We start from the raw sequence: 18,466 nt of genomic DNA on the forward strand, positions 1-18,466 counted from the left end.
GGAGAAGGATTCGAACCTTCGAAGTCTGTGACGGCAGATTTACAGTCTGCTCCCTTTGGCCGCTCGGGAATCCCACCACTGGCCTGAATCATTGTGCCTGAAAGCGGGGCGCATCATACCAAATGCGTTCAGGGTGTAAAGCGCCCAACAGAAAAATGTGAACCGTTTGCCCACTTTTTGCCCGTGGCGCTGAATTCACAGGCAATTCAGCGCCCGATGCGCTTAAAGAATAATCGTGCGGTTGCCGTAAACAAACACGCGCTGCCCCAGCACTTTATAAAGCGCGCGGCTTAATACGTTCTTTTCTACGTCGCGTCCGGCGCGCATCATCTCTTCAGCCGTGTAGCTGTGATCAACGTTAATCACGTCCTGCATGATGATTGGGCCTTCATCCAGATTATCGTTCACGTAGTGCGCCGTTGCGCCGATGATCTTTACGCCGCGCTCGTAAGCCTGATGATAAGGGCGCGCGCCGATAAACGCAGGCAGGAACGAGTGGTGAATATTGATGATCTGGTTCGGGTAGCGCTGCACAAACGCGGGCGTCAGCACACGCATATATTTTGCCAGCACCACATAATCAGGCTGGTAGCGATCAATCTCGTCCGCCATACGGTTGTCATGCTCTTCGCGCGACAAACCTTCATGGCTGACCAGAACGAAAGGAATATCGAAACGCTCAACCAGCGAACGCAGGGTGTCGTGATTGCCGATAACCGCAGCAATCTCCATATCCAGTCCGCCAAAGGCGCTCTTCATTAGCAGGTCGCCAAGGCAGTGCGCCTCTTTGGTAACCAGAATCACCACGCGACGGCGGCCTGCGCTGTTCAGCTCGCGGGTCGATCCGGTCGGCAGCGCGCTGTCTAAATCCGCCAGCAGCGTGTTGTCGTTGAAAATGCCTTCCAGTTCGGTACGCATAAAAAAGCGTCCGGTACGATGATCAACAAATTCATTGTTTTGCACGATATTCAGCTCGTGCTTGTAACAGATATTCGTAATTTTAGCGATTAGACCTTTCGCGTCAGGGCAAATGGTACGTAAAACTTTTCGTTGCATAGTTTGCGCTTGCATCTCGATCAGAGTCCTGTCAAAGCGATTGGGTAAAACCGTTGGGCCGTATGCTGTTCAGCCACAACATTTCTTGTATTTTTTATCGGAGCCACATGGACAGCGATCGTTGCGCCCTACCTGAGGCGCCGTTCCGTCGACATAGTACCAGCGATGATCCTCGCGAAGAAAGCGAGAACACTCGTGGATAGCGCGTATCTGCGAATTTTCGCGGTAACGCGCAAAAAAAGTGACGAAAGCTTCATTATCATGGCTTCCATGATTACAACAGGTTACATTCAGGCTCAGCCATTCGGTACCGGCGAAACTTTCGGATAATCGCTGCGCCATCTCAGGCTCACGCTGGCTCGGATGCCAGCTGGCGATCAGCCAGTCGCTGTTTTGCATGGCGTAAGCGGTGTAGCGCGAGCGCATTAACTGCTCAGCCGATTCAGGCAGCTGCTCGCCCGCCAGAAAGGGAGCGCAACATAGGCTATACTGCTTCCCGCTGCAGCAAGGACAGGGTTCGGACACAATAACTCCTGTGAGCGATAAAATAGGATGACGCCATATGGTAGCCGACCTGGCGCAGTGAAGCTATGCACAGTCGTCGGCGGCAGAGGGTAAATGAGAAAGGTTAAAATTGGACTGGCGTTAGGGTCAGGCGCAGCCAAAGGATGGGCGCATATTGGTGTCATCAATGCGCTGACGCGAGCGGGCGTCGAAATAGACGTGGTGGCGGGCTGCTCCGTCGGTGCGCTGGTCGGCGCGGCTTACGTGAACGATAAGCTGCCGCAAATGGAAAAATGGGTCAGCGCTTTTCGCTACTGGGACGTTATTCGTCTGATGGATCTCTCCTGGCAGCGCGGCGGGTTACTGCGCGGCGAACGCGTTTTTAATCATGTCCGACAGTTGATTACCCATAATGCGCTCGAGAGCTGCGGCAAGCCTTTCGGCGTGGTGGCGACAAATTTAAGCACCGGTCGGGAACTATGGCTGACCGAAGGCGATCTACATCAGGCTGTGCGCGCATCCTGTAGTATGCCAGGCTTATTACCGCCGGTCGGCTACAATGGTTACTGGCTGGTCGATGGGGCGGTTGTGAATCCCGTACCCGTTTCGCTTACGCGAGCGCTTGGCGCGGATATCGTTATTGCTGTTGATCTCCAGCATGACGCGCATCTGATGCAGCAGGATCTCCTGTCAGTGACGCCGCAAAACAGCGACGAAGCGGTTTCGGCCGCGGCCCTTAGCTGGGCCAAAAAAATACGTCAGCGGCTGGTAGGCTTGACTCACCGCCGCGCAACGCAAACGCCGGGTGCGATGGAGATTATGTCGACATCCATCCAGGTGCTGGAAAATCGCCTGAAGCGCAACCGTATGGCAGGCGATCCTCCCGATGTCCTGATTCAGCCGTTTTGTCCGCAGATTTCAACGCTGGACTTCCATCGCGCTAAAGAGGCTATCGAGGCAGGCAAGGCCGCCGTTGAGAAAAAAATGGATGAACTATTACCGCTGGTGCGAAACAGATAATCAGGTTGTTCATTCACAGGTGTTACTTCGGCTAATTCTGAAAGGCGCAACTGCGTTTTATGAACCACTATTGATTGATCTGGTACGCAGGGGGAAAGAATGGAGAAACCACTAATCGGCAAAAAGATACTCATTGTCGAAGATGAGGTCGTTTTCCGTTCTCTGGTAAACAACTTCTTGCTGGCGCTTGGCGCCAGTACGTTTGAAGCCGGCGACGGCATTGATGGAATTAGTCATCTGCAGCAGCACGCTGTGGATTTGGTGATCTGCGATCTGGAAATGCCGCGCATGAACGGCATTCAGTTTGTGGAGCATATTCGCACGCGCGGCAACAGCGTGCCGATTCTGATTATCTCCGCCACCGAAAACATGGCGGATATCGCCCATGTGCTGCGCCTCGGCGTGCAGGATGTGCTGCTTAAGCCGCTGAAAAATTTCGAGCGCTTCCGCGAAGCGGTCTATGAATGTCTCTATCCTTCCATGTTCACCTCTAAGGTGGAGGAGGATGAGCAACTATTCCAGGACTGGGATGCGCTGGTGCGCGACCCGGCCGCCGCGGCAAAACTGCTTAAGCAGCTGCAGCCGCCAGTACAGCAGACGGTCGCCAGCTGTCGCATCAATTACCGCCAGCTTACCATGGCTGAACAGCCGGGGCTGGTGCTGGATATTGCGGCGCTCTCAGATAAAGATCTCGCGTTCTACTGCCTTGACGTAACGCGCGCTGGCGATAACGGCGTGCTGGCCGCGCTGTTACTGCGCGCCTTATTCAACGGCCTGCTGCAGGAGCAGCTTTCGGGTCAGAAGCAGCGACTGCCAGAGCTAAACGGGCTTTTGCGGCAGGTCAATTTACTGTTGCGTCAGGCGAACCTGACCGGACAGTTTCCGCTGCTGGTGGGTTACTACCATCGTACCTATAAAAACCTCATTCTGGTTTCTGCTGGATTAAACGCGACGCTTCATGTTCACGCCCACCAAATTCAACTCAGTAATGGCGTTCCCCTTGGCACTATGGGAAGCACCCACCTTAATCAAATCAGTCAGCGAGCCGACAACTGGCAATGCCACGTCTGGGGCGCTGGCGGCAGGATCCGTCTGATGTTAGCGGCTGAAGAATAGGCGAAAAAATTTAATTTCGTCAGGGTCTGAAGACAGGTCCAGAGGTTAGCTTTACACTTGGGTAATAGTCTTAAATTCTGCGGATTGACTCCTTCCAGGATAAATCCGTTCGATGGTAACTGATATACTCATTTCCGAATTTCAACCGACATATCAAGTATTAACTTGAACGGCCTATAAGAGAGGTATCTTGATGTCTGCCTATAAGTCCAAAGTAAAAAAAGCGGTAATCCCTGTAGCAGGTTTGGGCACCCGTATGCTCCCTGCGACAAAAGCGATTCCGAAAGAGATGTTACCGCTGGTCGATAAGCCGTTAATTCAGTATGTCGTTAACGAGTGCATCGCAGCAGGAATTAACGAAATTGTGCTGGTTACGCACTCTTCTAAAAACTCCATTGAAAACCACTTCGATACTAGCTTTGAGCTGGAAGCGATGCTGGAAAAACGTGTTAAGCGTCAGCTGCTGGACGAAATCCAGTCAATCTGTCCGCCGCACGTTACCATCATGCAGGTGCGTCAGGGCATCGCGAAAGGCCTCGGCCATGCGGTAATGTGTGCACATCCGCTGATTGGCGATGAGCCGGTCGCAGTGATCCTGCCTGACGTAATCATCGACGAATATGAATCTAACCCGACCAAAGATAACCTGGCGGAAATGCTGAGCCGTTTCGACGAGTCAGGCCGTAGCCAGATCATGGTTGAGCCGGTAGCAGACGTCACCGCTTATGGCGTAGTTGACTGCCAGGGCGCTGAACTGCAGCCGGGCGACAGCGCGCCGATGGTGGGCGTGGTTGAGAAGCCGAAAGCTAACGAAGCGCCGTCTAACCTCGCGGTTGTAGGTCGTTACGTTCTTTCTGCGGACATCTGGCCTCTGCTGGCGAAAACGCCTCCGGGCGCAGGCGGCGAAGTTCAGCTGACCGACTCAATCGCCATGCTGATGGAGAAAGAGACGGTAGAAGCTTACCACCTGAAAGGCGTAAGCCATGACTGCGGTAACAAACTGGGTTATATGCAGGCATTCGTTGAGTACGGTGTTCGCCATCCGGTACTGGGCAAAGATTTTTCTCAGTGGCTCGATAGCGCAGTTGGCAATAAAAAGTAATTCATAAACACAGGATAACTCAATGAAAGTCACTGTATTTGGTATCGGCTATGTCGGTCTGGTTCAGGCTGCGGTGTTGGCCGAAGTCGGACATGACGTTCTCTGCATTGATGTCGACGCAAAAAAAGTCGAAAACCTGAAAAAAGGCATCATCCCCATTTTCGAACCCGGCCTTACGCCGCTGGTTATGTCGAACTATGAGGCCGGTCGCCTTAAGTTCAGCACAGATGCGGAAGAGGGCGTCAATCACGGTGTGATGCAGTTTATCGCCGTGGGCACGCCGCCGGATGAGGACGGTTCGGCTGACCTTAAATATGTGACCGCCGTTGCTCGTACCATTGCGCAGCATATGAAGGATCACAAGGTTGTGCTGGATAAATCCACCGTTCCAGTTGGAACAGCGGATAAAGTGCGTCGCGTGATGGAAGAAACCCTGCGCGATCGCGGCGTCAGCCTGACGTTTGACGTCGTATCTAACCCGGAGTTTCTCAAGGAAGGCGCAGCCGTTAACGACTGTATGCGTCCTGAGCGCATCGTGGTGGGTACGGATAATGATGAAGTTGAAGAGCTGTTGCGCGAACTCTATGAGCCGTTCAACCGCAATCACGATCGAATGATCGTGATGGATATCCGCAGCGCGGAGCTGACTAAATACGCGGCGAACTGCATGCTGGCGACCAAAATCAGCTTCATGAATGAGATTTCCAACCTTGCCGAGCGTCTGGGTGCGGACGTCGAGAAAGTGCGTCAGGGCATCGGTTCTGATTCACGTATCGGCTACCACTTTATCTACCCTGGCTGCGGCTACGGCGGTTCCTGCTTCCCGAAAGATGTGCAGGCGCTGATCCGTACCGCTGAGTCGATTGGCTACAAACCGCGCCTGCTGCAGGCGGTGGAAGATGTCAATGACAGCCAGAAAACCAAGCTGCCTACTTTTATCAAGCGCCACTTCGGCGACGATTTAAGCGGTAAAACCTTCGCCCTCTGGGGTCTGTCGTTTAAACCGAACACCGACGATATGCGTGAAGCCTCCAGCCGCGTGCTGATGGAATCGCTGTGGGAAGCAGGCGCAAGCGTTCAGGCGTTCGATCCGGAAGCGATGGATGAAGCGCAGCGTATCTATGGTCACCGCAGCGATCTGAAGCTGATGGGGACCAAAGAAGCGGCGCTGCAGGGTGCGGATGGCCTGGTGATCTGTACGGAGTGGCAGAATTTCCGTGCGCCGGACTTCGACGTTATTAAAAATTCCCTCAAACAACCCGTGATTTTTGATGGTCGCAACCTGTATGATCCAGAGCGTATCAGCAAACGCGGTTTCGTTTATTATGCAATCGGCCGCGGAGCATCTATTCAAATTGCGTAATTAACGAGGGAAGTATGAACATTCTGGTGACTGGCGCCGCAGGCTTTATTGGATTTCACGTTACTCAACGCCTGTTGGCCGCCGGTCACCAGATTGTCGGCATCGATAATCTGAATGACTATTATGATGTCGGTCTGAAACAATCACGTCTTGATTTAATTTCGCAGCACCCTGGCTTCACGTTTATTAAAATGGAGCTGGCGGATCGCGCAGCCATTGCCTCGCTATTCGAACAACACGCTTTTCAACGCGTCATTCATCTGGGCGCTCAGGCGGGGGTTCGTTATTCTATCGACAATCCCCACGCTTATGCTGACGCTAACCTGATTGGTCATTTAAATATTCTGGAAGGGTGTCGCCATCATAAAATTGAGCATCTGCTCTATGCATCCTCCAGTTCTGTTTATGGACTAAACCGCAAAATGCCGTTTTCTACGGACGACAGCGTAGACCATCCCGTATCGCTTTATGCGGCGACCAAAAAAGCCAATGAACTGATGTCGCATACTTATTCGCATCTTTATCAGCTGCCCACTACCGGTTTACGCTTTTTTACCGTATATGGACCCTGGGGTCGGCCGGATATGGCGCTGTTTAAATTTACGCGCGCGATGATTGCCGGTGAAGCGATTGATGTTTATAACCGCGGCGAGATGAAACGCGACTTCACCTATATTGACGATATTGCCGAAGCCATTGTGCGCCTGCAGGATGTTATTCCGCAGAAAGATGAAAGCTGGACGGTGGAAAATGGCTCGCCTGCTACCAGTTCCGCGCCTTACCGCGTATATAACATCGGAAACAGCCAGCCGACCACCCTGATAAAATATATCGAGGCGATTGAAAAGGCGCTGGGCGTGACGGCGAAAAAAAATCTGTTGCCTATGCAGCCGGGCGACGTGCTGGAGACCAGCGCGGATACCACAGCGTTATACAAGGCGATTGGCTTTAAACCGCAAACCAGCGTGGAAGAGGGCGTAGAACGCTTTGTTAGCTGGTATCGTGAGTTTTATAACGTCTGATAAAAAAGGAAGCCTGCGCTTCCTTTCCCTGATTAATCTGGGGGTCACATAACAAGTGTGACCCAAATGATAGAAGCACCGTCAGTTATTAAAGCAGAAAGCTGTCCAGCTGTTTACCTTCTTCTTCAATCGCTTTTTTGATTACGGCTGGCGTGCGTCCCTGACCGGTCCAGGTACGGGTTTCGCCATTTTCATCCACATACTGATATTTAGCCGGACGCGCAGCGCGTTTTGTTTTAGCTGGCGCTTTATTTTCAGAAATTGTGCTTAACAGCTCATTGGGATCGATTCCATCAGCCAGCAGCATTTCTCTGTATTGTTCAAGTTTACGCGTGCGTTCTTCACTTTCTGCTTTCGCATGCGTCTCTTCTTCGCGGCGTTCATTAACCACAACCTCGAGTTTTTCCAGCATTTCTTCCAGCGTTTCCAGTGAACACTCTCGAGCCTGCGCGCGTAATGTACGGATATTATTAAGGATTTTTAGTGCTTCGCTCATTGTCCTGATCTCTGAATATATTAATGAAGAGGTGTTCTGCCAGCTAATAATAGTGGTGGCAAAAAATTACTGCAATAGTAAATAAGTGGAACAGGAAAGAATGATAATTAAATTTACCATTGAGGTTTAATCAAAGGAAACGATAAGCCGGTTGATATTCGCCCATTAGCACGATATGAAAATCTGATACGTTAAAGCGAGCAGGGCGTTCAGTCAGAAGCGAGGCGAAGCCCGCGTCTCAGCGTAAGACAGCTTCTTCGGCAATTAAGTCCTGGCTTAATGATTAAAAAATTCTGCAGAGACGAAGCGGTTTTTTATCCCGCGCTGGCGAAGTTGTAAACAGCTTGTGTAAAATAATCGCCGCCATAATTTGTGTTTAACTGTGATAGAATTCCGCCCATTCGGTTTGCAATGCTTTGAGAAATCACGCTAATGGCTCAGCTCTATTTTTATTATTCCGCAATGAATGCAGGGAAATCTACCGCCTTATTACAGTCATCTTACAATTATCAGGAACGCGGCATGCGGACGCTGGTCTATACCGCTGAAATTGACGATCGTTTCGGCGCGGGCAAGGTCAGTTCCCGTATTGGTCTTTCATCGCCTGCGGCACTGTTTAATGCGCAAACGCGGCTGGATGAGGAGATTGCGGCCGAACATGCGCGTCAGCCGGTGCACTGTGTGCTGGTGGATGAGTGTCAGTTTTTAACGCGTGATCAGGTCAAGGCGCTCTCCGACGTTGTCGATAATATGGATATCCCGGTGCTCTGCTACGGGCTGCGCACCGATTTCCGCGGCGAGCTCTTTGGCGGAAGCCAGTATCTGCTTGCCTGGGCCGATAAGTTGGTGGAGTTAAAAACCGTCTGCCACTGCGGAAGAAAAGCGGGCATGGTATTGCGACTCGACGCCGAAGGCCGTCCCTTCAGCGAAGGGGAACAGGTGGTGATCGGTGGCAATGAGCGTTATATCTCGGTATGCCGTAAGCACTACAAGCAGGCGATAGAACAGGGCTCGCTGGCGGCGATCTATGGCCAGCATAAGCCCGCTTAATGTGGTCGTTTACAGCAATAAAAAAACCCGCCGAAGCGGGTTTTTTTCAGGCTGGTAATCAGGCTTTCTTCGCTTTCTTCTCTGCTTTCTCCAGTTTCACCGGCTGTGCGGCCTGAGCCTGCGCCACGTCGGAGAAAGGCTCGGCATATTCGCGACCGTAGAAGGTGTCCAGCATAATCTGTTTCAGTTCGGCAATCAGCGGATAGCGCGGGTTAGCGCCGGTGCACTGGTCGTCGAAGGCGTCTTCAGCCAGTTTGTCGACTTTAGCCAGGAAGTCCGCTTCCTGTACGCCCGCTTCGCGGATAGAAGTGGGGATGCCCAGCTGAGTTTTCATTTCATCCAGCCATGCCAGCAGCTTCTCGATTTTCTGCGCGGTACGGTCGCCAGGCGCCGACAGGCCTAAATGGTCCGCGATTTCCGCGTAGCGACGGCGCGCCTGCGGACGGTCATACTGGCTGAACGCCGTCTGCTTGGTCGGGTTGTCGTTGGCGTTATAGCGGATAACGTTGCAAATCAGCAGCGCATTCGCCAGGCCATGCGGAATATGGAACTCAGAACCCAGCTTATGCGCCATTGAGTGACACACGCCGAGGAAGGCGTTGGCAAAGGCGATACCGGCGATGGTCGCAGCATTGTGCACGCGTTCACGCGCTACCGGGTTTTTCGCGCCTTCCCGATAGCTGGCCGGCAGGTTTTCTTTCAGCAGCTTCAGCGCCTGTAGTGCCTGACCGTCGGAGTATTCATTAGCCAGCACTGAAACATAGGCTTCCAGGGCGTGAGTAACCGCATCCAGACCACCGAAGGCGCAGAGTGAGCGAGGCATTTCCATCACCAGGTTGGCATCGACAATCGCCATATCCGGCGTCAGAGCGTAGTCCGCCAGCGGATATTTCTGACCGGTTGCGTCATCTGTTACTACCGCAAACGGTGTTACTTCCGAGCCGGTGCCTGACGTGGTGGTGATGGCGATCATGCGCGCCTTCACGCCCATTTTTGGGAACTTATAGATACGTTTCCGGATATCCATAAAGCGCAGCGCCAGCTCTTCAAAATGGGTTTCAGGATGTTCATACATCACCCACATGATTTTCGCAGCATCCATCGGGGAGCCGCCGCCCAGCGCGATAATTACGTCTGGTTTAAAGCTGTTCATCTGTTCAGTGCCTTTACGCACGATGCTCAGCGTCGGATCGGCTTCTACTTCAAAGAACACTTCGGTTTCAATGCCGTGCGATTTCAGCACGCGCGTAACCTGATCGGCATAACCGTTGTTGAACAGGAAGCGGTCAGTGACGATAAAGGCGCGTTTCGCACCGTCGGCGGCCACCTCTTCCAGCGCAATCGGCAGCGAGCCGCGGCGGAAGTAGATGGACTTCGGAAGTTTATGCCACAACATGTTTTCAGCTCGCTTAGCCACGGTTTTCTTGTTGATAAGGTGTTTCGGTCCCACGTTTTCAGAAATGGAGTTACCGCCCCAGGAGCCGCAGCCCAGCGTCAGCGAAGGCGCCAGCTTGAAGTTATAAAGGTCGCCGATACCGCCCTGAGAGGCTGGCGTATTAATCAGGATACGCGCGGTTTTCATGCGGTCGCCGAAGTAGTTCACGCGCGCTTTCTGGTTGTCCTGATCGGTATAGAGACAGGAGGTGTGGCCGATGCCGCCCATCGCTACCAGTTTCTCCGCTTTCGCAACGGCATCTTCGAAATCTCTGGCGCGGTACATTGCCAGCGTCGGTGACAGTTTTTCATGGGCGAAAGGCTCAGATTCATCGACCAGCTTCACTTCGCCAATCAGAATTTTGGTGCTGCCCGGCACGCTGATGCCTGCCAGCTCGGCAATTTTAAAGGCGGGCTGACCGACGATCGCCGCGTTAAGCGCGCCGTTTTTCAAAATGACGTTTTGTACGGCTTTCAGCTCTTCGCCCTGCAGCAGATAGCCGCCATGGCTGGCGAAACGCTCGCGCACCGCGTCATAAACGGAATCAACCACGATAACAGACTGTTCAGATGCGCAAATGACGCCGTTATCGAAGGTTTTCGACATCAGGATAGACGCGACGGCGCGCTTGATATCGGCCGTTTCGTCAATCACCACCGGCGTGTTGCCCGCGCCGACGCCGATCGCCGGTTTACCAGAGCTGTAAGCGGCTTTCACCATGCCGGGGCCGCCTGTCGCCAGGATCAGATTGATATCAGGGTGATGCATCAGCTGATTAGAGAGCTCGACGGACGGGGTGTCGATCCAGCCGATAATATCTTTAGGTGCGCCTGCGGCAATCGCGGCCTGCAATACAATATCAGCTGCTTTATTGGTAGCGTCTTTCGCACGCGGATGTGGCGAGAAGATAATGCCGTTACGCGTTTTCAGGCTAATCAGCGCTTTGAAAATCGCCGTTGAGGTTGGGTTGGTGGTTGGAACAATACCGCAAATCAGGCCGATCGGCTCTGCGATAGTGATGGTGCCGAAGGTATCGTCGGTATCCAGCACACCGCAGGTCTTTTCGTCTTTATAAGCGTTATAGATATATTCTGAGGCAAAGTGGTTTTTAATAACTTTATCTTCGACGATACCCATACCCGATTCAGCGACCGCCATTTTAGCGAGAGGGATGCGGGCGTCAGCGGCGGCAAGGGCGGCAGCGCGGAAGATTGCGTCAACCTGTTCTTGAGTGAAACTGGCGTATTCACGCTGTGCTTGTTTTACGCGTTCTACCAGTGCGTTAAGTTCAGCGACATTAGTAACGGCCATGGTGCTCTCCTGAAGGAAGTTAAACTCTGTTAGTAAACCTGCCTGGAGTCCTGATTATAGCCATACTGCGCTAATATTTTGGTCTAAGCCAAAAAGACAGAATTTTTGTCGGCTTACTGAAAGAGTTTTTGCCCTGGTAAAGAACCTTACTGTTTAGTTTCGATGTGAAAAGATTACCTGGAATGGGGTAGGTCAATATTGATGTAAATCAATTTAAGCCCAAGCTGACTCCTTTCAGCAGCCATTTTTGCTAAAGTTTGCGCATCAACGCGCGTCGCCCCTCTTTATTCTTCTTTCGCATGACTTGCCGGCGTAACAGACTCGCTGTTCTGCCGTAATGCAGCAGAATTTTCTGTTGCCCCGACTGGTTAACGGCCTGGTTTTTGCGTAAATTAAGGGCGATTTCTTTTCCCTCATCGGAGCGAACCGTGAACCCTGCTTTGCTTGATCTTTCGGGCTATATCAAATTCTTTGTTGGCCTGTTCGCGCTGGTGAATCCAGTCGGCATTATTCCGGTTTTTATCAGCATGACCAGCTATCAGGCGGCGGTTGAGCGTAATAAAACCAATATGACCGCTAATCTTGCGGTCGCCATTATTCTCTGGACCTCGCTGTTTCTCGGCGACGCTATCCTGCATATCTTTGGCATTTCTATCGATTCTTTCCGCATCGCGGGCGGCATTCTGGTGGTGACCATTGCGATGTCGATGATCAGCGGCAAGCTGGGCGAAGATAAACAGAACAAACAGGAAAAATCAGAAACCGCCATCCGCGAAAGCATCGGCGTGGTGCCGCTCGCGCTGCCGCTTATGGCAGGGCCTGGTGCCATTAGCTCGACTATTGTCTGGAGCACCCGCTATCACAGCTGGCAAAACCTGCTGGGCTTTAGCGTCGCGATTGCTCTGTTCGCTTTTTGTTGTTGGCTGCTGTTTCGCGCCGCGCCGCTCATGGTGCGCGTGCTTGGCCAGACCGGCATCAACGTTATCACACGTATTATGGGTTTGCTGCTGATGGCGCTGGGAATTGAGTTTGTCGTCACAGGCATCAAAGCGCTGTTTCCCGGCCTGGTAAATTAATCGCTGCTTAATTTCCTTCGCAAATCTCCTTATGTCTCTTAATGGTGCAATTGCTTCTTTTATTGCACCATAACCATGCAATTATTCCTGCGGCTTAATCGGCTGCAAAAATTATTAAGTAAATTACTAGTCTGCCTGTCGCACCAGGCACGATCTCATCTCGCTGTGACTATTTTCACATCATAAAATGTCAGCTTCTGCAGAAATGCCACAATAAACTGGCACGAAAGCTGCAATTACTTGCGTTTTGTTTTTACAAAGATGAAAAACGCAGAAGGGTCGCGCATTTTAAAGAGTGAAAGAAGGGTAAAGCGCCTGTAAAGCTGGTAAAGCTGATAAATGCCTGTAGAAACAGAGTGATAAGCCTTATTTCCCCGTAAAAATTAACGCTATGCTCCCGCATGCAGATGTGATAAAAGAGAATCAGGTAACATTTTTGTTATTTTTACTTTGTCGGCAGGTCGGCCGGTCTGCTAATTTTCGGCGCAATAGTTTTTCATTTGGTCTCAAAGTGAGAACGCTTCTTGCTTATGAGCTAAAGGGCTTAAAAAAAAAGAAGGGTTACTTTTTTGATGAAATGGAAGATTACGCCGCTGTCAGTCAGCTTAATGATAATGTTCGGCGCCGCGCACGCCGCAACCATACCCTCAGGCACTGAAATCGCCGCCACGCAAAATATCGTTATTAACAATGGCACAGAGGTCTCGTCGCTTGATCCGCAAAAGATCGAAGGCGTGCCTGAGTCGCGCATCATAGCCAATCTGCTGGAAGGGCTGGTGACGACCGACAACAACGGCACTATCGTGCCGGGCGTGGCGCAATCATGGCAAAACGAGGGCGGGAAGGTCTGGACCTTTACCCTGCGCGACGACGCAAAATGGAGCAACGGCGCGCCCGTTACCGCGCAGGATTTCGTTTACAGCTGGCGACGTCTCGCCGATCCCAAAACCGCATCACCCTATGCCAGCTATCTCCAGGCGGCGCACCTCACCAGTGTCGATGAAATCGTTGCCGGGAAAGCCCCGCCCGATCGTCTTGGCGTTAAGGCGCTGGACGACCATCATTTGCAGGTCACGCTGAGCGAACCCGTCCCCTATTTTGTCTCCATGCTGGCAAATGCCGCGCTGTCGCCAGTTAATGCGGCGACGGTAGAGAAGTGGGGCGACGCCTGGACCCGTCCAGAGCACTACGTCAGTAACGGCGCCTATCTGCTGAGCGAATGGGTGATCAACGAGAAGCTGGTGCTGAAGCGCAATCCGGGCTACTGGGATAACGCCCATACGGTGATTGAGCAGGGTACCTTCCTGCCGATCGAGTCGGATCATAACGACGTTAACCGCTATCGCAGCGGCAATACCGACATGACCAACAGCGTGGTGCCGCCTGAGCTTTTCCATAAGCTTCAGAACGAGCTGGGCGATCAGGTGAAAGTCAGTCCGCTGCTCTGCACCTTTTATTATGAGATTAATAACAAAAAGCCGCCGTTTACTGATGCGCGCGTACGCACCGCCATCAAGCTGACGCTGGATCGGGATATCATTACGCAGAAGATCATGGGGCAGGGGCAGATCCCCGCTTACAGTCTGACGCCGCCCTCGACGGCGGGCATAACGTTGACGCCGCCCGCGTGGTTTACCTGGAGCCAGGCGGAGCGCAACGCGGCGGCCAAAAAGCTGCTGGCCGAGGCGGGCTACAATGCGCAACATCCGCTGCGCTTTACGCTGCTTTATAACACCTCGGATCAAAACAAAAAGCAGGCAATTGCGGCCGCGTCTATGTGGCAAAAGAACCTCGGTGCGCAGGTCAGCCTGCAAAATCAGGAATGGAAAACCCTGCTGGAGACGCGGCATCAGGCACAGTATGACGTGGTGCGCGCCACCTGGTGCGCCGATTACAACGAGCCGTCGACCTTTCTCAATATGCTGATCGGCAACGCTTCTATCAATACCGCCTTTTACCACAGCGAAAAATACGATCGTCTGCTGGCGCAAACTTTATCCGCCAGCAGCGAGGAGGCGCGCGCCGCTCTCTATCAGCAGGCTGAAGCGCAACTCGACAGCGACTCGGCGATTGTGCCAGTTTATTACCGCGTCAGCGTGCGGCTGGTGAAACCCTGGACAGGCGGTTTCACCGGTAAAGACCCGCTCGATATGACCGGTTTGAAATATTACTACATTAAAAAGCACTGAGGCTTACCCGGCAACATAAGCCGGGAAGCGCGCGCAGTGCCGAAGCCTTTCGGGGCACATGACTATCCTCAGCCAAAATGAGGAACCCGCTAACGGGGGACGCCGATACGGCTTGCCGTCTCGGTGAAGATAAAAAACTGGAGTGTAATAATGAACAACATCACGAAAAAAAGCCTGATTGCCGCTGGCGTGCTGGCGGCGATCGGTGCACTGGCAGGGAATGCAGTGGCGGCAAACGTTCCGGCGGGCGTCGAACTGGCGGCGAAACAAGAGCTGGTGCGCGGCAACGGCGATGAAGTGCAGTCGCTGGATCCGCACAAGATTGAAGGCGTGCCGGAAGATAACGTTGCGCGCGATCTCTATGAAGGGCTGCTGGTCAGCGACAGCGACGGCCACCCGGTGCCGGGCGTAGCAGAAAAGTGGGAAAACAAAGATTTTAAAGTCTGGACATTCCATCTGCGCAACAATGCCAAATGGTCAAACGGCGAGCCGGTGACCGCACAGGACTTCGTTTACAGCTGGCAGCGTCTGGCCGATCCGAAAACCGCCTCGCCGTACGCCAGCTATCTGCAGTATGGCCATATTGAGAACGTCGATGACATTATCGCCGGTAAAAAGCCGACCTCTGAGCTGGGCGTCAAAGCGCTGGACGATCATACGCTGCAGGTGACGCTGAGCGAGCCGGTGCCCTATTTTTACAAACTGCTGATTAACGCTGTGATGTCACCGGTTTATAAGCCGGCGATTGAAAAATTCGGCGACCAGTGGACGCAGGCGCAGAACTGGGTCGGCAACGGCGCGTTCAAGCTGGAAGCGCACGTGATTAACGAACGCATTACCCTGGTGCGCAACACGCAATACTGGGACAACGCCCATACCGTACTGAACAAGGTAACCTTCCTGCCGATCAACTCCGAAGTCAGCGACGTTAACCGCTATTTCTCGGAAAACGGCAGCGACATGACCTACAACAACATGCCGATTGAGCTGTTCAAAAAACTGCAGCGCGAAAACGGCAAAGAGCTGCATGTCGATCCCTATCTCTGCACCTATTACTATGAAATCAACAACCAGAAAGCGCCATTTACCGATCCGCGCGTGCGCGCCGCACTCAAGCTGGGTCTGGACCGCGATATTATCGTGAACAAAGTGCTGGCGCAGGGCCAGCTGCCGGCTTACAGCTATACGCCGCCAGCGACAGACGGTATGGATATTCTCCCGCCGGACTGGTTCAAGTGGTCGCAGGATAAACGTAACGAAGAGGCGAAAAAACTGCTGGCGGAAGCGGGCTATACCGCCGATAAGCCGCTGACGTTCAATCTGCTCTATAACACCTCCGATCTGCATAAAAAGCTGGCGATCGCCGCTTCTTCAATCTGGAAGAAAAATATCGGCGTCAATATCAAGCTGGAAAACCAGGAGTGGAAAACCTTCCTGGATACGCGTCATCAGGGCAATTTTGACGTGGCGCGCGCGGCCTGGTGCGCGGACTATAACGAACCGACGTCGTTCCTGAATACCATGCTCTCCGACAGCAGCAACAACACGTCGCATTACAAGAGCGCCGAGTTTGATAAAGTGATCCACGATGCGATCAAGGCGGCAGACGACAAAGCGCGCGCGGCGGATTATGCCAAAGCAGAGCAGATTATGGATAAGGACAGCACCATCGTGCCGGTTTACTACTACGTGAACGCACGCCTGGTGAAACCTTACGTCGGCGGCTATACCGGGAAAGATCCGCTGGATAAAACTCTCGACAAGAATTTCTATATTATCAAACACTAATAGCAAACAGGCTATCGGCAAGGGCGGCGCATGGCGCGTCGCCCTTATGTACTTTGTACGCTTTATGAAGCAATAAGCCTGGTAGGTACGGCAATGTTAAAATTTATCCTGCGTCGACTGCTCGAAGCGATTCCCACGCTCTTCGTGCTGATCACTATCTCGTTCTTTATGATGCGCCTCGCGCCAGGCAGTCCTTTTACCGGCGAACGCACGCTGGCGCCTGAAGTGATGGCGAATATCGAAGCGAAGTACCATCTGAACGATCCCATCGGCAAGCAGTATCTCGATTATCTGATCCAGCTGGCGCACGGCGATTTCGGCCCTTCGTTCAAATACAAAGATTATACGGTTAACTATCTGGTCTCTCACGCCTTCCCGGTTTCCGCCAAACTTGGCCTGGCGGCCTTTGTGCTGGCGGTGATACTTGGCGTGACGGCGGGCGTCATTGCGGCGCTGAAGCAGAACAGCCTGTGGGATTATGCGGTGATGGGGGTCGCCATGACCGGCGTGGTGATACCCAGCTTCGTGGTGGCGCCGCTGCTGGTGCTGCTTTTCGCCATTACCCTGAAATGGCTGCCCGGCGGTGGCTGGAACGGCGGACAGCTGCGCTATATGCTGCTGCCGATGGTGGCGCTGTCGCTGGCCTATATCGCCAGTATCGCGCGTATTACCCGCGGCTCGATGATTGAAGTGATGCACTCCAACTTCATCCGCACCGCGCGCGCCAAAGGCCTGCCGCTGCGACGCATCGTGATGCGCCATGCGCTTAAGCCTGCGCTGCTGCCGGTGCTCTCTTATCTCGGTCCGGCGTTTGTCGGCATTATCACCGGTTCAATGGTGATTGAGTCAATTTACGGCCTGCCGGGCATCGGACAGCTGTTTGTGAACGGCGCGCTGAACCGTGATTACTCGCTGGTCATGAGCCTGACTATCCTGGTCGGGGTGCTTACCATTATTTTCAATGCGATCGTGGACGTGCTCTACGCCGTGATCGATCCGAAAATCCGTTACTAAAGCTGGAGCTCGCGATGATGTTGAGTAAGAAGAACAGCGAAGCTCTTGATGCCTTCAGCGAAAAGCTGGAGGTAGAAGGGCGCAGCCTGTGGCAGGATGCGCGTCGCCGTTTTATCCATAACCGTGCGGCGCTGATCAGTCTGCTGGTGCTGATGCTGATTACGTTATTTGTAATTTTCGCCCCGATGTTTTCTCAGTTCGCCTATGACGATACCGACTGGGGAATGATGTCAGCCATGCCGGATACCACTTCCGGTCACTGGTTCGGCACGGACTCGTCCGGGCGCGATCTGCTGGTGCGCGTCGCCATCGGCGGACGTATCTCGCTGATGGTCGGTATCGCCTCGGCGCTGATCGCGGTGATCGTCGGCACGCTCTACGGCTCGCTCGCTGGCTATCTCGGCGGCAAAATCGACTCGGTGATGATGCGTATTCTGGAGATCCTGAACTCTTTTCCGTTTATGTTCTTCGTTATCCTGCTGGTGACCTTTTTCGGTCGCAATATCCTGCTGATTTTTGCCGCTATCGGCATGGTTTCGTGGCTCGATATGGCGCGTATCGTGCGCGGCCAGACGCTGGGCCTGAAGCGTAAAGAGTTTATCGAAGCGGCACACGTCGGTGGTGTCTCGACCCCCAGCATCGTGCTGCGCCATATCGTGCCGAACGTGCTGGGTGTGGTGGTGGTGTACGCCTCGCTGCTGGTGCCGAGCATGATCCTGTTTGAGTCCTTCCTCAGCTTCCTCGGCCTCGGCACCCAGGAGCCGCTGAGCAGCTGGGGTGCGCTGCTCAGCGATGGCGCTAACTCAATGGAAGTCGCGCCGTGGCTGCTGCTGTTCCCGGCTGGTTTTCTGGTGGTGACGCTGTTCTGTTTCAACTTTATCGGCGATGGCCTGCGTGACGCCCTCGACCCGAAAGATCGCTAAG

General features: G+C 53.2%; 15 protein-coding genes. 11 read left to right on the plus strand and 4 right to left on the minus strand.

The window, feature by feature from the left end:
• Positions 1–222: 222 nt before the first annotated feature.
• Complete coding sequence (purU, locus tag EKL29_RS18755; RefSeq protein ID WP_120453992.1) at positions 223–1,071, minus strand: formyltetrahydrofolate deformylase; 849 nt, start codon at positions 1,069–1,071, stop codon at positions 223–225.
• 54 nt (positions 1,072–1,125) lie between these two features.
• Positions 1,126–1,581 (minus strand): YchJ family protein, encoded by a 456-nt coding sequence (locus tag EKL29_RS18760; RefSeq protein ID WP_126690420.1) that lies wholly within the window; start codon positions 1,579–1,581, stop codon positions 1,126–1,128.
• 93 nt (positions 1,582–1,674) lie between these two features.
• Here EKL29_RS18760 and rssA point away from each other — a divergent pair, with 93 nt between their 5' ends.
• From rssA to EKL29_RS18785, 5 genes are all read left to right on the plus strand, one after another.
• Positions 1,675–2,580, plus strand: a complete 906-nt coding sequence (gene rssA, locus EKL29_RS18765; RefSeq protein WP_120453996.1) for a patatin-like phospholipase RssA — start codon at positions 1,675–1,677, stop codon at positions 2,578–2,580.
• Positions 2,581–2,679: 99 nt separating this feature from the next.
• Positions 2,680–3,696, plus strand: coding sequence for a two-component system response regulator RssB (rssB, locus tag EKL29_RS18770; protein WP_120453998.1), 1,017 nt, complete (start codon positions 2,680–2,682; stop codon positions 3,694–3,696).
• Positions 3,697–3,889: 193 nt separating this feature from the next.
• Positions 3,890–4,798: a UTP--glucose-1-phosphate uridylyltransferase GalU gene (gene galU, locus EKL29_RS18775; protein WP_120454000.1), complete on the plus strand. Its 909-nt coding sequence runs from the start codon at positions 3,890–3,892 to the stop codon at positions 4,796–4,798.
• A 22-nt stretch (positions 4,799–4,820) separates the two neighbouring features.
• Positions 4,821–6,161, plus strand: coding sequence for a UDP-glucose/GDP-mannose dehydrogenase family protein (locus EKL29_RS18780; RefSeq protein ID WP_120454002.1), 1,341 nt, complete (start codon positions 4,821–4,823; stop codon positions 6,159–6,161).
• Positions 6,162–6,175: 14 nt separating this feature from the next.
• Positions 6,176–7,183, plus strand: a complete 1,008-nt coding sequence (locus EKL29_RS18785; protein WP_120454004.1) for an NAD-dependent epimerase — start codon at positions 6,176–6,178, stop codon at positions 7,181–7,183.
• Positions 7,184–7,271: 88 nt separating this feature from the next.
• Here the strand turns inward: EKL29_RS18785 and hns are convergent, their stop codons facing one another.
• On the minus strand, positions 7,272–7,679 hold the full coding sequence (hns, locus tag EKL29_RS18790; protein WP_120454006.1) for a histone-like nucleoid-structuring protein H-NS: 408 nt from the start codon (positions 7,677–7,679) through the stop codon (positions 7,272–7,274).
• A 432-nt stretch (positions 7,680–8,111) separates the two neighbouring features.
• On the opposite strand from hns, the gene tdk reads away from it, so the two are divergent.
• Positions 8,112–8,729 carry a thymidine kinase gene (gene tdk / locus EKL29_RS18795; protein ID WP_120454008.1) on the plus strand — a complete coding sequence of 206 codons (618 nt, stop codon included), beginning with the start codon at positions 8,112–8,114 and terminating at the stop codon, positions 8,727–8,729.
• A 58-nt stretch (positions 8,730–8,787) separates the two neighbouring features.
• Here the strand turns inward: tdk and adhE are convergent, their stop codons facing one another.
• Positions 8,788–11,475, minus strand: a complete 2,688-nt coding sequence (adhE, locus tag EKL29_RS18800) for a bifunctional acetaldehyde-CoA/alcohol dehydrogenase (RefSeq protein WP_126690421.1) — start codon at positions 11,473–11,475, stop codon at positions 8,788–8,790.
• A gap of 428 nt (positions 11,476–11,903) precedes the next feature.
• Between adhE and EKL29_RS18805 the strand changes: the two genes are divergently transcribed.
• The 5 genes from EKL29_RS18805 (at position 11,904) to oppC (ending at position 18,465) form a co-directional block, all read left to right on the plus strand.
• On the plus strand, positions 11,904–12,551 hold the full coding sequence (locus EKL29_RS18805) for a YchE family NAAT transporter (protein ID WP_120454011.1): 648 nt from the start codon (positions 11,904–11,906) through the stop codon (positions 12,549–12,551).
• A gap of 572 nt (positions 12,552–13,123) precedes the next feature.
• Positions 13,124–14,740 (plus strand): ABC transporter substrate-binding protein, encoded by a 1,617-nt coding sequence (locus EKL29_RS18810; RefSeq protein ID WP_126690422.1) that lies wholly within the window; start codon positions 13,124–13,126, stop codon positions 14,738–14,740.
• A 150-nt stretch (positions 14,741–14,890) separates the two neighbouring features.
• Entirely contained in the window at positions 14,891–16,528 is a 1,638-nt protein-coding gene (gene oppA, locus EKL29_RS18815; RefSeq protein WP_120454015.1) for an oligopeptide ABC transporter substrate-binding protein OppA, read from the plus strand.
• Positions 16,529–16,621: 93 nt separating this feature from the next.
• On the plus strand, positions 16,622–17,542 hold the full coding sequence (gene oppB / locus EKL29_RS18820) for an oligopeptide ABC transporter permease OppB (RefSeq protein WP_120454017.1): 921 nt from the start codon (positions 16,622–16,624) through the stop codon (positions 17,540–17,542).
• Between the two features lie 14 nt (positions 17,543–17,556).
• Positions 17,557–18,465 carry an oligopeptide ABC transporter permease OppC gene (oppC, locus tag EKL29_RS18825; protein ID WP_120454019.1) on the plus strand — a complete coding sequence of 303 codons (909 nt, stop codon included), beginning with the start codon at positions 17,557–17,559 and terminating at the stop codon, positions 18,463–18,465.
• Position 18,466 lies beyond the last annotated feature (1 nt).

The sequence above is a fragment of the Pantoea sp. YU22 genome (genome assembly GCF_003970755.1).
Lineage (GTDB): Bacteria > Pseudomonadota > Gammaproteobacteria > Enterobacterales > Enterobacteriaceae > Pantoea > Pantoea piersonii.

Bases quoted from the DNA above. Each gene is read 5' to 3' on its own strand.
- purU (WP_120453992.1), bottom strand. From the start codon at position 1,071: ATGCAAGCGCAAACTATGCAACGAAAAGTTTTACGTACCATTTGCCCT.
- rssA (WP_120453996.1), top strand. From the start codon at position 1,675: ATGAGAAAGGTTAAAATTGGACTGGCGTTAGGGTCAGGCGCAGCCAAA.
- rssB (WP_120453998.1), top strand. From the start codon at position 2,680: ATGGAGAAACCACTAATCGGCAAAAAGATACTCATTGTCGAAGATGAG.
- galU (WP_120454000.1), top strand. From the start codon at position 3,890: ATGTCTGCCTATAAGTCCAAAGTAAAAAAAGCGGTAATCCCTGTAGCA.
- EKL29_RS18780 (WP_120454002.1), top strand. From the start codon at position 4,821: ATGAAAGTCACTGTATTTGGTATCGGCTATGTCGGTCTGGTTCAGGCT.
- EKL29_RS18785 (WP_120454004.1), top strand. From the start codon at position 6,176: ATGAACATTCTGGTGACTGGCGCCGCAGGCTTTATTGGATTTCACGTT.
- hns (WP_120454006.1), bottom strand. From the start codon at position 7,679: ATGAGCGAAGCACTAAAAATCCTTAATAATATCCGTACATTACGCGCG.
- tdk (WP_120454008.1), top strand. From the start codon at position 8,112: ATGGCTCAGCTCTATTTTTATTATTCCGCAATGAATGCAGGGAAATCT.
- adhE (WP_126690421.1), bottom strand. From the start codon at position 11,475: ATGGCCGTTACTAATGTCGCTGAACTTAACGCACTGGTAGAACGCGTA.
- EKL29_RS18810 (WP_126690422.1), top strand. From the start codon at position 13,124: ATGAAATGGAAGATTACGCCGCTGTCAGTCAGCTTAATGATAATGTTC.
- oppA (WP_120454015.1), top strand. From the start codon at position 14,891: ATGAACAACATCACGAAAAAAAGCCTGATTGCCGCTGGCGTGCTGGCG.
- oppB (WP_120454017.1), top strand. From the start codon at position 16,622: ATGTTAAAATTTATCCTGCGTCGACTGCTCGAAGCGATTCCCACGCTC.
- oppC (WP_120454019.1), top strand. From the start codon at position 17,557: ATGATGTTGAGTAAGAAGAACAGCGAAGCTCTTGATGCCTTCAGCGAA.